The following is a 13,756-nucleotide window of genomic DNA, read 5'->3' on the forward strand; positions in this document are numbered from 1 at the left end:
CCTTCGGTTTTACCCTGTCTACACCCCAAGGTCAAAGTGAATTTACCCTGATCGCCGAACATCCGAGGGGAAGTGGTTTCATCCTCTTGGGGGCTTTGGCATAATGCCCGCTTTCCCCTGTGTATTTATCCAATGATCCGAAAGGTTTTCTCTGATGCCGGTGCGCTGGCAAAAGCAATTGATGGCTTTGTGCCTCGACAGCCGCAAACCGATATGGCGATGGCGGTCGATGCCGCGATCCGCGAGCAAGGACAGTTGGTGGTCGAGGCCGGGACAGGAACAGGGAAAACGTATGCCTATCTTGCCCCTGTATTGTTGAGTGGTAAAAAAGCCATCATCAGCACGGGCTCAAAGAACCTGCAAGAGCAGCTTTATCATCGCGATTTACCCTTGATGAAATCGGCGTTGGGGTTCACTGGTACCACGGCGCTGTTGAAAGGGCGAGTGAACTACCTTTGTCCAGAGCGCTTGAGTCGTCAGATCAGTGAGTGTCATCGCCCAGATAGTGATCCGAGCCAATTAAGCCAACTGGTCAAAATCCGCGAATGGTCTTCGTATACAGAGTCGGGGGATTTGAGTGAGTGTGACGCGTTGGCGGAAGACAGTCCGCTCATTCCCGTGATCACGTCGACCAACGACAATTGCCTTGGTAAAGACTGTCCAAGCTATGAAGACTGCTATGTCGTCAAGGCGCGCCGTCGCGCGATGGAGGCGGATGTAGTGGTCGTGAACCACCATTTGTTCTTGGCTGATGTGGCGATCAAAGAAACTGGGTTTGGGGAATTGATCCCAGATGCGGATATCATGGTGTTCGATGAAGCGCATCAATTACCTGATATTGCTAGCCAATATTTCGGTCAGTCGCTGTCTAGTCGTCAGTTACAAGACGCCGCGAAAGACATCCACATTGCTTATCGTACGGAATTGCGTGATACCCGACAGTTGGAAAAAGTCGCCGATCGTTTATCGCAAGCGGCGATGGATATGCGTTTAGTGATGGGAGAGCCCGGCTTTCGTGGCAATTGGCGAGAGCTTCAAGCTTCACCGGCTGTCGAGAAAGAATTAGTACGCTTAACCGATGCACTGGAGTTGGCCCATGACGTGGTCAAACTGTCACTGGGTCGCAGCCAACTATTGGATGCGGCGTTTGATCGCATCACCTTATTTAAGGCACGTTTATCGCGACTGCGTGATACGTCGATCACAGGCTATTCGTACTGGTATGAATGTACGCGCCATCACTTCAGCCTCAATATTACGCCGCTCTCGGTGGCCGATCGTTTCCACGAACAAATGGATGAACAAGGTGGGGCATGGATTTTTACCTCGGCGACACTCGCCGTGGAAGGTGATTTTAGCCACTTTAGTCATCGACTTGGCATTTCAGCACAACAGCAGATGACGTTAGAAAGCCCCTTTGACTACCCCTCACAAGCGCGACTGTGTGTGCCACGCCATGTGCCTGAAACCAATAGCTATCGGCGAGCCGATAAGCTGGCAACCTTGTTAGGGCCTGTGATTGAGCGTAATCAAGGGCGCTGTTTCTTTTTGTGTACGTCGCATCAAATGGTGCGAGACTTAACAGCATTGTTTCGCGACCAACTCGCGATTCCCGTGTTGATGCAAGGCGAAATGCCGAAACAGCGCCTGTTGGCAGAATACTTATCACTGGGGAATGCGTTGCTAGTGGCAACCGGCGCGTTTTGGGAAGGGATCGATGTGCGTGGACAGGCACTCAGTTGCGTGATCATCGACAAACTGCCGTTTGCGTCGCCCGATGACCCCTTGCTCAAAGCGCGTATTGAAGATTGTAAGTTGCAAGGCGGCGACCCCTTCTCGCAAGTGCAAATTCCAGAAGCGGTGATCACGCTCAAGCAAGGGGTAGGGCGTTTGATTCGCGATAAGCGTGACCAAGGCGCGTTGATCATTTGTGATAACCGCTTAGTGACGCGCCCTTATGGCGCCACCTTTTTACGCAGCTTACCGCCCATACCGCGTACGCGCGATCTAAATAATATTGACGACTTTTTATCAGCCATAAATGCTGACCATACCGATGCAGAGGTGCCTGCATTGCAATCACCGATTGAGGGTTAAATGACGCTAAAAATGCTTGCCGTGGATACGGCCACGGAAAACTGCTCTGTTGCGCTGTGTATCGGCGATCAGATGATGGTGCGCAGTGACATTGCGCCGCGTGAACACACCAATAAAATCTTACCCATGGTCGATGAGGTACTCGCGGAGGCGGGCGTATCACTCACGCAACTCGATGCACTCGCCTTCGGCCGGGGGCCAGGGAGTTTTACTGGTGTGCGAATTGGCATTGGGATTGCACAAGGTTTAGCGTTTGGTGCTGATTTACCCGTGCTGGGCGTATCGACGCTCGCGGCGATGGCCGAGCAAGCGCACCGTACTCATGGCGCAACGCAAGTACTCACGGCGATTGATGCGCGAATGGGAGAGCTATACTTTGCCCAGTATGAACGTCAAGAAAATGGCGATTGGCATGCGTTGGCTGATGAAGCGGTTGTGGCCCCTGACGCATTGTGCCTTGAATCGACCGACGGTACGTGGGCACTGGCAGGAACCGGCTGGCCTGCCTATCCTGAATTAGCGAAAGGGTTGGATCTGACCACCACAGAATCAGGCGTGTTGTATCCACAAGCACAAGACATGCTGGCTATTGCCAAATACGCCTACCAGCGTGGTGAGGCTGTCGCCGCTGAGCTCGCGACGCCCACCTACTTGCGTGACAAGGTCACGTGGAAGAAGCTCCCCGGACGCGAGTAATAGTCTGTTTGGGTCGGTTTGCCTCGCATAGGAAGCAAGTATGGTATCGATTAACGGAATTCCTTCTTCACCGCCTAACCGGCCGAATCAAACGCGGCGCCTTTCATCGTCGGAGAAAGCGTCGCGTAAACAAACCCCGCAAGCGAGCCAAGTTGCCAAGGCAGTGCGGCAAAAGGTGCAACATGTCTCTGTCTCAGAGGCAGAGCAAGCTAAACAACATATTCAGTATGATTTACCCGATGGCCGCGGTCGTCAGGCAATGTCGTCTTACTTAGCGGTGCTTAACCATGCGCGGCGAGAGGAACTGCTTAACCTCGTCGGGGTCGATATCTATGTATGACGTCGAGAGAGGAGTACGTGTGATGAAGCTAATATCAACCGGATTGCTGATGATCGGGGCGCTATTGTTAACCGGTTGCAGCACCTTGCCTGATAGCTTAAAAGGTCGTATGGATCAGCCGGTAACTGAGTACCCGGTCGTAGCCAGTATGACCGCAGCCAATCAGGGTGAAGAAGTGCGCATGGGCGGCATGATCGCCAGTGTTGAAAACCGCGAAGCGGACTCGGTAGTCGAAATCGTCGCGTTGCCCACCTCCAGTGCGGGGCGCCCCGATATTGGTGCATCATCACTGGGTCGATTTAAAGCGGTTTTTAGCGGTTTTGTCGATCCTGCAGACTATGCGAAAGGGCGTCCTATTACGGTGCTGGGTGAGTTTGTTGAACAGCAAATGGGTAAAGTCGGGGGCTATGAATATGCTTACCCTGTATTGTCAGTCAAAGGACACCAGCTGTGGAACATTGAGCAAAAGGTTATCGATGACGACCGCCCTTATTGTTATGGGCTATATTGCTCGCGCGTTCGGGTAGGCGTCGGGACTGGGCGAGTACAAAGCGTGATCACTTTACCCTAACCAATGATGCATTCTCCACTGTCGGCGCAACTTGATGAGGCACTTCAGGCAAATCCAGCGATGATCGGCCTGTCGAGCGGATTGGAACCACTCATACTCTCACTGGCCTCAACGCGTGTCGCGGGAGCTGCCCGTCCGGCGGCAAGCGGTGCGCCTACTTTGGTCATGCTTCACGGCTGGCAAGATAACCTAGCCAGTTTTCATGCTCTGGTGCCTTATTTACCCAGCGAGTGGGGATTATTATTGTTTGATTGGCCCGGACACGGTCTGTCAGAACATAAACCGGGCGACTACTACTACCCCTTCTACGACTACTTGGATGATTTACACCAAGTGCTCTATCAACAGCACTTCTCCGGCCCACTGATCTTGGTTGGCCACTCACTCGGTGGGCTGGTGGCGAGTTGCTATGCCGCTGCTTTTCCAGACCGCATTGCTGCACTGGTAATGATAGAAGCGCTCGGCCCGATGGCTGAACCTGCTCAACAGATAACCAACCGATTGGCGAAAAGTCTTGATCAACGCTTAAAGCAGCGTCAAAAGCGTCAACGCTACTTTGATTCTGCATTTCAGGCGCTACAATTACGCGCATCCATCAATAAAGTGGCGGCTGAACCGCTTTTGCCATTAGTCGCTCGCGGATTGATGGAGACTCCTCAAGGTATCACTTGGCGACACGATCCTCATTTGCGCGGGGATGCGCTTTACCGGATGTCGCCCGCGCATTGTGAATCGATTATCCGGGCAATTCACTGTCCTGCTCTCGCCATTCGAGGAACGGATGGCTATCCTGCATTGCGTTCGCAGGATGCTCAGCAACGGATGCATGGGTTTCGCCAATTACAGGTGGTGGACCTGCCGGGTACGCATCACTGTCACCTTCAACAACCGCAACAGGCTGCATCGTGGGTAACAGATTTTGTGACCAAAATTCAAACGCGCACTTAAAATGCTCGTGTAAAAATAATGTTAACGCTATGGTGGACGGGTTAAACACCTGTTTGAATAGAATCTCGCGTCGATCGAAGCGGGCAGTATAGCCTGCAAGCTAAAACATAGGAGAAAGCCAGTGGAAAAGGTTTGGCTTAATCGTTACCCGTCGGATGTGCCGGCGGAAATAGATCCAGATGCCCATCGCTCTTTGATTGAGATGTTTGAACACTCAGTGCAAAAGTTCGCTGACCAAACAGCCTTTATTAACATGGGCCAGGTCATGACCTTCCGTAAGCTCGAAGAGCGTAGCCGCGCATTTGCGGCGTACCTGCAAAACGAGCTGAAATTACAAAAAGGCGATCGTGTGGCGATCATGATGCCGAATTTGCTGCAGTATCCGATTGCGTTGTTCGGTATTTTGCGAGCGGGCTGTGTGGCGGTTAACGTCAACCCTTTATATACGCCACGAGAGTTGGAGCATCAGTTGACTGACTCAGGTGCGAAAGCGATTGTGATCGTCAGCAACTTTGCTCACACCTTGGAAAAGGTGGTGGAGAATACACCCGTTAAGCACGTGATCCTTACGAGCTTAGGGGACCAGCTCCCTCGAGCGAAAGGCACATTAGTGAACTTTGTGGTCAAGTACGTCAAGAAAATGGTACCGAAATACCATTTGCCGGACGCAACGTCGATGCGTAATGCGCTCCGTCGTGGCCGCCGTATGCAGTATGTAAAACCTTTCTTAAAAGGTGATGATGTCGCTTTCCTCCAGTACACGGGTGGTACCACTGGATTGGCGAAAGGCGCTATCTTGACGCACCGCAACATGTTGGCCAACGTCTACCAAGCGAAAGGCACTTATCAACCGGTGCTAAACGTGGGCGAAGAGTTGGTAGTGACCGCGCTACCGCTTTATCACGTGTTTGCCCTAACCGTAAACTGCCTACTGTTTATTGAAATGGGTGGACAGAACCTGTTGATCACCAACCCGCGTGATATTCCGGGCTTTATCAAAGAGCTACAAAAATATCCATTTACGGCGATTACAGGGGTGAATACCCTCTTTAACGCTTTGCTACACAACGAAGATTTTCATGAGTTAGATTTCTCCAACTTACGCCTTACTGTTGGTGGCGGCATGGCGGTACAACGCGCTGTCGCAGAAAGCTGGAAAAAACTGACCGGTAAGCACCTCCTAGAAGGCTATGGCTTAACCGAGTGCTCACCGCTTGTGGCGGCGTATCCTTATGATTTGCGTGATTACAACGGGTCGATCGGTTTGCCCGTCCCATCTACGGAAGTCCGTATTGTGGATGAAAATCGTGAAGATGTCGCCGATAACCAACCGGGCGAATTGTTGGTGCGTGGTCCGCAAGTGATGCAAGGTTATTGGAACCGACCAGAGGCGACGCGTGAAAGTATCGATGAAGACGGTTGGTTGGCAACCGGTGATGTGGTGCAGTTTGATGACGATGGCTTCTTACACATCGTCGATCGTAAAAAAGACATGATCCTTGTATCAGGCTTTAACGTCTATCCCAATGAAGTGGAAGATGTGGTCGCCCTGCATGATAAGGTATTGGAAGTGGCCGCGATTGGTCAGCCAGACGAAAACTCAGGCGAAGTCGTTAAGATTTGTGTGGTGAAAAAGGATCCGTCGCTGACCCGTGATGATCTGATAGCGCACTGCCGTAAGCACCTGACCGGTTATAAAGTGCCTCGCGTGGTTGAATTCCGCGATGAGCTACCGAAAACCAATGTAGGTAAAATCTTGCGCCGAGAGTTACGCGATGAAGCCCCTAAGGCGCCGCAAAAAGCGTCTGCTTGATGCGTGCTGCCCGCGAAAAGGGTAAACTGGAGCGTAACGAATCACGAAATGCCGGCATTGCCGGCATTTTCTTTATAGGCTAACTTGTGAATTATCAACTAATCACATCACATCAACAACTTGTCGACGTATGCGCAAAAATGCGCCAGAAACCTGCTGTGATGGTCGATACCGAATTTGTGCGTACCCGTACGTTTTACGCGCAACTAGGGTTGGTGCAATTGTATGATGGTGAGCAACTTGTACTCATCGATCCGATTGAAATCGAAGATCTTTCCCCATTGTGGGCATTGCTGGCTGACACCAATGTCACCAAAGTATTGCATGCCAGTAGTGAAGACTTGGATGTGTTCCAACACTATGCCGGTACCTTACCCACCCCTATGGTTGATACCCAGCTGATGGCTGCTTTTTTAGGGCACGGTGTATCAGAAGGATTTGCGAGTTTGGTGAATACTTATGTGGGAGTGGCGCTTGATAAAGGCGAATCACGCACTGATTGGTGTGCGCGCCCACTAACAGATAAGCAAAAGCATTATGCGGCGGCGGATGTGTATTATCTGATGCCTCTGTACCAAGCGCTTGAGAAAGCCTTGGCAAAAACACAGTGGCAAGCGGCGTTGCAAGAAGAATGTACCCGCTTATGTGACAAAAAGCGCCAACCCAAAGAGGATTCGCTGGCATATCTTGATATTAAATACGCGTGGCAGCTGCAGCCGAATCAATTGGCGGTACTCCAGTCGCTTGCAAAGTGGCGCGCGAAAGAGGCACGACGTCGCGATATTGCGCTTAATTTCATAGTGAAAGAGCTTCACCTTTGGAAAATGGCGCGATTTGGAATTCGTAGCGTTGAGCAAATGCAAGCGCATGATTTTGATAAATTTGAGATTCGCTATCATGCCAAAACCTTGATCACGCTGGCGAAGCAAGCTGAGAAGCTTCCTAAAGCGAAGTGGCCACAACCCATCACGCGTTTAGTCGATGAGCCGGGTTACAAAGCCGTGATTAAGACGCTCAAAGAAAGCGTTCAACAGTGTGCGGATGAGCTGGGTTTTGTACCGGAGTTTATTGGCTCAAAGAAGCAATTGAATCAGTTGATCAGTTGGGTATGGCGAGAGCATAAAGCGGAGGATAAACGCCCAGACCTCGCACAAGGGTGGCGATATACTCTGATTGGCAAGCGCCTGATAGCGATGATTCCCAGTACGCCAGTGACGCATTAAAAAAGCGGTGCTTGGCACCGCTTTTCTACAACCAGCGAACGAGGCTCACGCTTTAGCTCTCTTTCCCTTCTTCCGGCAAAGTCACATTTAACTCTAAGACGGAAAGATCGTCGTCCCCTTGCTCGAGGCTCACGGAGACTTGCTCGGGACCGATATCCACATATTTACGGATCACATCTAAGATATCCTGCTTGAGCTGTGGCAAATAGGTTGGGGCAGGGCTATCTGCACTGCGTCGCTCCGCAACAATGATTTGCAGGCGCTCTTTTGCAATGTTGGCGGATTTTTTCTTGGCTGGCCGAAAGAACTCTAGCAATGCCACATTAGCCTCCAAATAAGCGTTTTAGAAAACCTTTGCGCTCTTCCTCAATAAAGCGGAATGGGCGCTCTTCGCCAAGCAATCTTGCAATGGCATCTTCATACGCTTGTCCCGCATCCGATTCTTGATCGAGAACCACGGGCTCGCCTTTGTTTGAGGCATGCAGTACTGACTGGCTTTCTGGGATGACCCCTAACAGTGGGATACGTAAGATTTCCTCAACATCCGACACACTGAGCATCTCGCCGTTGCTCACGCGGCTTGGGTTATAACGGGTTAAGAGCAAGTGGTGCTTAACCGGTTCCTCACCGTTTTCGGCGCGGCGAGATTTTGAATCGAGAATGCCCAGAATGCGATCAGAGTCGCGCACCGAAGAGACTTCAGGGTTGGTCGTGACGATGGCTTCGTCGGCAAAATAAAGGGCCATGAGGGCGCCAGCTTCGATACCCGCGGGCGAATCGCAGATGATGTATTCAAACCCAAGCTCATCCATCTCTTTTAACACCCGCTCGACGCCCTCTTTGGTGAGCGCATCTTTATCACGAGTTTGTGAGGCTGGAAGAATAAATAGATTTTCAACCCGTTTGTCTTTGATCAGCGCTTGATTAAGGTTGGCTTCGCCGTTGATCACGTTGACAAAGTCATACACCACGCGGCGCTCACATCCCATAATTAAATCGAGATTACGAAGACCAATATCAAAATCAATCACTGCGGTTTTTTTGCCAGCCATGGCGAGTCCCGTCGCGAGTGCTGCACTCGACGTGGTTTTACCAACACCGCCTTTACCGGAGGTAATTACAATAATTCGTGCCATTCCTCGTCCTTATTCTGTTATAGCGTGAGGGGGTCTATTTGTAAGCTTTCTTGATTGAGCGAGACCATGACGGGGCGCTCAATAAACTCAGATGGAATTTTGTCGCTTAGCCAGTAGCTACCGGCTACTGACAATAATTCTGATTGTAAATTCTGGCAATAAATACGCGCTTGCTGCTGGCCGCTGGCGCCGGCAATGGCTCTGCCGCGCAGCACGCCGTAAATATGAATACTGCCATCAGCAATGACTTCCGCCCCGGCACTGACATGATTCAATACCACCAAGTCAGCATTTTTGGCATAGATTTGCTGTCCCGAGCGCACGGGATTCGTGACCACTTTAGTGGGGGTTTGAATCGGATCGGCAACACGAGATTGCTTGCTCGATTTGAGTACCGCAAGCCCCACCGATTTGGCTTGCTGGCGGGTATCGTTATGCGTGACGCCAGTAAGGCCGACTAAAATCATCCCAGTTTCACTTAAACAGTGCTTTAAAGCGGTGAGATCTGGGCATAGCTTTAAACGGCTGACATCCGCCACCACAGGCGCGCCTTCAAAAAATGCGGGGGCTTGGGAAACCTTATCAGCCAAAATGGCGGCCGCTTCAGTAAAATTGTCATCCACAAGATGAAGAACAGACAAAGTAAAAGTTGAGCCTTTCAACTCCGGGTGTTTGTGCATGTTGTTTGATTCCGGTTATATCGTTGAAACGCGAGTCAGACGCGCATTATCAGACGTTGGATAGCATGGTATATTCACAGCATCGATGCGGCAAGCAGGGTTTGATATTCGGCGGACATTGCCCCCTAATTTTGGCGATTTCTTGTCATGGTGCGCGATGTGAGCCGCGTTTAGTGAGCATTGTGTGACACATTTTGCGGCAAAGCCTAACAAACCTTAACTCGTCGATGACACTATTTCGCCATCGTTATGGCATGCTGATGAGGACATTGAGATGTATTGCGCAATTTATCGTAGCAAAAAGAAAGAAGGCACCTATCTTTATGTACCGGGGAGAGATAAATTCGATGATGTGCCAGAAGCATTAATGAACAGTTTTGGACAACCAGAGTTTGCCATGATGATTGATCTCGGTAAGCGAGAAAAACTTGCGGTTGTTGATATTGAGAAAGTGAAACAAAGTCTGCAAAACGAAGGGTTCTTTCTACAATTACCACCGCCACCGGATGCGGCGTTGCAGGCTATCCGAAACAAGAATGAAAAATTGTAATTAGGGAAGCGTATGCGCAAAGGTTTGATTTCAGCATTGGTTGCAGCCTCAGTTTTTACCTCGGGGCCGCTATTTGCAAAAGAAGGGTTTGATCAGTACGTCGAATCATTGAAAGAGGAAGCGCGTCAAGCAGGGATTGATGACGATATACTGGCACGCGCGTTTGCTGGCATTGAGTATCATGAACGGGCGGTCAGTGCCGATCGAAATCAACCTGAGCGGCGTTTAACCTTGGATGAATACATTCCCCGCGCCGTACCGGATTGGAAAGTCGATCAGGCGAAAGCGCTGTATAAAAAACATTATGCGGCGCTAAAAAAAGTCGGTGAGGAATATCAGGTTCAGCCTCGTTTCATTGTAGCCTTGTGGGGCGTGGAAAGTAATTTTGGCAAACTGCAAGGCAACTACAATGTTATCGAAGCACTGGCCACATTGGCTTATGATGGGCGTCGAGAAGCCTTTTTCCGCCAACAAACAATGGCAGCACTGACCATATTGCAAGAAGGGCATATTGCGCCTGAAAACATGAAAGGTTCATGGGCCGGTGCAATGGGGCAAAGCCAGTTTATGCCGACGTCTTTCCTTCATTATGCGGTTGATGGGAACCAAGATGGTAAAAAAGATATTTGGCAAACGGAAGCTGATGTCTTTGCTTCTGCGGCGAACTATCTAAAACAAGCTGGCTGGGACGATACGTACACATGGGGACGCCAAGTTAAATTACCAAAGCATATAGATAGGAATAAACTTGGTGTCGAAAGTAATAAGGCGCTGTCATTGAATCAATGGCAAGCATTAGGTGTAACGCGTCTTAATGGCCAAGCGTTGCCGAATGTCGATATTCAAGCTTGGTTGATTCAGCCTGATGATGAACTTGGACGAGCTTATTTGGTTTATAACAATTATCAAAGCTTGTTGAAATGGAACCGTTCGCACTACTTTGCGTTAGCAGTCAGTCATTTGGCAGACCGGATAAAGTTTGGTTAATGGATGATGACAGAGTTTTACGAATCAGATAAAAAAAAGAGGCCGTCCGGCCTCTTTTTTTATCTTTATGTGCAACACTTAGGCTTGTTGGCCAGGGATCAAGAAGTCTTCTAATTTCGCGCTACCATTTTCGGTTGCTTCACGGATCACTTTCGGCATACGACCTTGACCGGTCCATGTTTTTACCGAGCCGTCGCTATCAGTGTATTGATATTTAGCAGGGCGTGCCGCGCGCTTGCCTGTTGATTTAGACTTGCTTGCACCACCTAATAATTTCATGAGTTCATCAGGTTCAATACCATCGGCGATTAACATCTCACGGTATTTTTCTAGTTTCGCTAGGCGTGCTTTTTCTTCTTCTTGCGCTTGACGCTCAATCTCTTCACGTTCTTCAACGACGGTTTGCAGCTTTTCTAACGCTTCTTTAAGTTGCTCGGCGGTCATTTCTTTCGCGACAGCACGTAAGCTGCGTAGGTTAAGTAACGCTTTCATTGCATCAGACATTATTGGGTTCCTATTTGATTTATATGTTAATTGAACGGATGGTAACAGTATAAGTGAAATATACAATATTACATAAAATAATTAGTGCCTATTTTTCATTATTTATTTTCTGTTCGCAATATTTGTTACCCATATTTAAGGGTGTTTTTTTAAATATGCCCAAATTTTGAGTGGTTGCGACTGATTTCATCGACACTTGATAGTGTGACGTTTTAAGTGGTGGCTTTTTGTGCGTGAACAGTTGCGATAGTGAACATCTTGTGTAGAATGCTCCACTCTTAACGTAGAGGTGCGTTGTTTATAAGTAATGTGCACGAGGGTGATGCCAGTGACCGCACATGAAAGGAGCCAACGCCGAAGCCAGTAAGGCCATCATGCCGACTGTGCTGGGGCTGTTACCGAATAGGGGCAGCACTGCCATAGTAATTAGGACACACTATGGAGCGCTACTGTAGGAGGCAAGTTGTTTGCTGTGTGTTACCACGCCTTACCAGTCTTCGTTTCTGCAGTAGATCTCCAACCAATTGGTTGATATTGAGATCATGAACTTAACAGACTTTTCTTCATCCGCTTTATCGTTACTTCCACCCTTGCTGGCTTTGGGCCTTGCCATTGCAACACGTCGCGTGCTGTTGTCGCTAGGCATGGGGATTGTACTCGGTACCTTGCTACTGGCTGACTTTTCCCTCGGGACATCGGCGCAATACCTTTTTGATGTGGTTGCCGGCCTATTTGTGGCTGACGGCAGCATTAATAGCTGGAATATGAGTATTCTTGCTTTCCTAGTATTGCTGGGAATGATCACCGCTTTATTGTCGCTCTCTGGAGGAACACGAGCGTTTGCAAATTGGGCACAGAGCCGAATTAAAAGCAAACGAGGAGCAAAATTACTGGCGGCTTTCTTGGGCGTATTTATTTTCGTAGATGACTATTTTAATAGCTTGGCAGTGGGGGCTGTTTCGCGCCCTGTGACCGATCGCTTCCATGTGTCTCGAGCCAAGCTGGCGTATATTCTCGATTCGACTGCCGCACCTATGTGTGTTATCACTCCCGCTTCGAGCTGGGGCGCTTATATCATTACCGTCATCGGCTCGATTTTAGTCGCACATGGGGTGACTGATTACACGCCGCTCGGCGCCTTTGTCACCATGATCCCGATGAACTTCTATGCAATCTTTGCGCTTCTGCTGGTTTTTGCAGTGATTTGGTTTCAGCTTGATATTGGTCCCATGCGTCAATTTGAATACCAAGCAAAAAAAGGCAGTCGCTTAGGGGATGAAAGCGACAATTGTGCCGATCTTTGTGACGATCTTGGGATTGAAGAAAGCGAGCACGGCACGGTTTCTGATCTGGTGTTACCGATTGTGGTCCTCGTTGTGGCGACCATCAGTGCGATGCTCTACACCGGTGCACAAGCGTTAGCGGGTGACGATGTATCTTTCTCAGTACTCGGCGCGTTTGAGAATACTGATGTAGGCATGTCCCTTCTGATGGGAGGCGCAGCGGGACTTATCGTTGCTTTAGCCATGACGATCAAACAAGGGATTGGTGCGCCTGCGATCAGCAAAACCTTATGGGTCGGGGCGAAATCCATGTTTGGGGCCATTCTTATTCTGCTGTTTGCATGGTCTATTGGCCATATCATCGGCGACTTGCAAACGGGTAAATATCTGTCTTCATTGGTGCAGGGCAATATGCCATCTGAGCTACTCCCTGTTGTGCTCTTTTCACTCGCGGCAGTGATGGCATTTGCGACCGGCACCTCATGGGGAACCTTTGGTATCATGCTACCGATCGCGGGCGATCTGGCTGCGGCGACGGAAATTTCCTTGATGTTACCTATGCTGTCGGCGGTATTAGCTGGTGCGGTGTTTGGTGACCATTGCTCACCGATCTCAGATACCACTATCTTGTCATCTACAGGAGCACGCTGTGGGCATATTGATCATGTCTCGACACAGTTGCCTTATGCGATTGGTGGCGCTCTGGTGTCCGCGGTTGGCTTTTTGGTCCTTGGCTTTACCGCATCATTATGGTTGGCATTTGCCGCCACGACACTGGCCTTTGTCGCGCTTTGTTTTGCGCTACTGTGGCTGAAAAAGCGCCCGTGCAAAGCCATGGCCTAATCTCGCTCGTAACTACCTCATAATAGGATTGAGCGCAAAGCCCCGCTGGTCGGGGCTTTCCTTTTTGATGAGATCCGGTAGCATG

14 protein-coding genes and 1 riboswitch are annotated in these 13,756 nt (G+C 49.8%); of the genes, 10 read left to right on the forward strand and 4 right to left on the reverse strand.

The window, feature by feature from the left end; translation table 11 throughout:
• Positions 1-132 precede the first annotated feature (132 nt).
• The 7 genes from BGK46_RS09355 to rnd all read left to right on the forward strand — a co-directional run bounded on the left by BGK46_RS09355 (position 133) and on the right by rnd (position 7,688).
• Positions 133-2,097, forward strand: a complete 1,965-nt coding sequence (locus tag BGK46_RS09355; RefSeq protein ID WP_069588771.1) for an ATP-dependent DNA helicase — start codon at positions 133-135, stop codon at positions 2,095-2,097.
• The gene (tsaB, locus tag BGK46_RS09360) at positions 2,098-2,793 is read left to right on the forward strand and encodes a tRNA (adenosine(37)-N6)-threonylcarbamoyltransferase complex dimerization subunit type 1 TsaB (RefSeq protein WP_069588773.1); all 696 of its coding nucleotides are present in this window, start codon (positions 2,098-2,100) and stop codon (positions 2,791-2,793) included.
• A 40-nt stretch (positions 2,794-2,833) separates the two neighbouring features.
• Positions 2,834-3,133: a hypothetical protein gene (locus tag BGK46_RS17435; protein ID WP_069588775.1), complete on the forward strand. Its 300-nt coding sequence runs from the start codon at positions 2,834-2,836 to the stop codon at positions 3,131-3,133.
• 22 nt (positions 3,134-3,155) lie between these two features.
• Entirely contained in the window at positions 3,156-3,704 is a 549-nt protein-coding gene (locus BGK46_RS09370) for a Slp family lipoprotein (RefSeq protein WP_069588779.1), read from the forward strand.
• 3 nt (positions 3,705-3,707) lie between these two features.
• Positions 3,708-4,652, forward strand: a complete 945-nt coding sequence (locus BGK46_RS09375) for an alpha/beta fold hydrolase (RefSeq protein ID WP_254659679.1) — start codon at positions 3,708-3,710, stop codon at positions 4,650-4,652.
• A 121-nt stretch (positions 4,653-4,773) separates the two neighbouring features.
• Positions 4,774-6,465, forward strand: a complete 1,692-nt coding sequence (gene fadD, locus BGK46_RS09380; protein ID WP_069588781.1) for a long-chain-fatty-acid--CoA ligase FadD — start codon at positions 4,774-4,776, stop codon at positions 6,463-6,465.
• Positions 6,466-6,551: 86 nt separating this feature from the next.
• The gene (gene rnd, locus BGK46_RS09385) at positions 6,552-7,688 is read left to right on the forward strand and encodes a ribonuclease D (RefSeq protein WP_069588782.1); all 1,137 of its coding nucleotides are present in this window, start codon (positions 6,552-6,554) and stop codon (positions 7,686-7,688) included.
• A gap of 52 nt (positions 7,689-7,740) precedes the next feature.
• On the opposite strand, the gene minE is transcribed toward rnd, so the two are convergent.
• Genes minE through minC form a run of 3 tightly spaced genes read right to left on the reverse strand, consistent with a single transcriptional unit; the run spans position 7,741 to position 9,504 of the window.
• Positions 7,741-8,010: a cell division topological specificity factor MinE gene (gene minE / locus BGK46_RS09390; RefSeq protein WP_069588784.1), complete on the reverse strand. Its 270-nt coding sequence runs from the start codon at positions 8,008-8,010 to the stop codon at positions 7,741-7,743.
• Position 8,011: 1 nt separating this feature from the next.
• Positions 8,012-8,824 carry a septum site-determining protein MinD gene (minD, locus tag BGK46_RS09395; RefSeq protein ID WP_069588785.1) on the reverse strand — a complete coding sequence of 271 codons (813 nt, stop codon included), beginning with the start codon at positions 8,822-8,824 and terminating at the stop codon, positions 8,012-8,014.
• Between the two features lie 17 nt (positions 8,825-8,841).
• On the reverse strand, positions 8,842-9,504 hold the full coding sequence (minC, locus tag BGK46_RS09400; RefSeq protein WP_069588789.1) for a septum site-determining protein MinC: 663 nt from the start codon (positions 9,502-9,504) through the stop codon (positions 8,842-8,844).
• A gap of 274 nt (positions 9,505-9,778) precedes the next feature.
• Between minC and BGK46_RS09405 the strand changes: the two genes are divergently transcribed.
• Both BGK46_RS09405 and BGK46_RS09410 read left to right on the forward strand, forming a co-directional pair.
• Positions 9,779-10,054 carry a YcgL domain-containing protein gene (locus BGK46_RS09405; protein WP_069588792.1) on the forward strand — a complete coding sequence of 92 codons (276 nt, stop codon included), beginning with the start codon at positions 9,779-9,781 and terminating at the stop codon, positions 10,052-10,054.
• 12 nt (positions 10,055-10,066) lie between these two features.
• Positions 10,067-11,041, forward strand: coding sequence for a lytic murein transglycosylase (locus tag BGK46_RS09410; protein ID WP_069588794.1), 975 nt, complete (start codon positions 10,067-10,069; stop codon positions 11,039-11,041).
• 78 nt (positions 11,042-11,119) lie between these two features.
• Here BGK46_RS09410 and BGK46_RS09415 read toward each other — a convergent pair whose 3' ends face one another.
• A complete protein-coding gene (locus BGK46_RS09415) occupies positions 11,120-11,545 on the reverse strand; it encodes an H-NS family nucleoid-associated regulatory protein (protein WP_069588796.1) in 426 nt (141 codons plus the stop codon).
• Between the two features lie 276 nt (positions 11,546-11,821).
• A riboswitch (Lysine riboswitch) is annotated at positions 11,822-12,002 on the forward strand.
• An 85-nt stretch (positions 12,003-12,087) separates the two neighbouring features.
• On the opposite strand from BGK46_RS09415, the gene BGK46_RS09420 reads away from it, so the two are divergent.
• Positions 12,088-13,671: a Na+/H+ antiporter NhaC family protein gene (locus BGK46_RS09420; protein WP_069588798.1), complete on the forward strand. Its 1,584-nt coding sequence runs from the start codon at positions 12,088-12,090 to the stop codon at positions 13,669-13,671.
• Positions 13,672-13,756 lie beyond the last annotated feature (85 nt).

This window comes from Salinivibrio sp. SS2 (genome assembly GCF_001722075.1).
Lineage (GTDB): Bacteria > Pseudomonadota > Gammaproteobacteria > Enterobacterales > Vibrionaceae > Salinivibrio > Salinivibrio proteolyticus.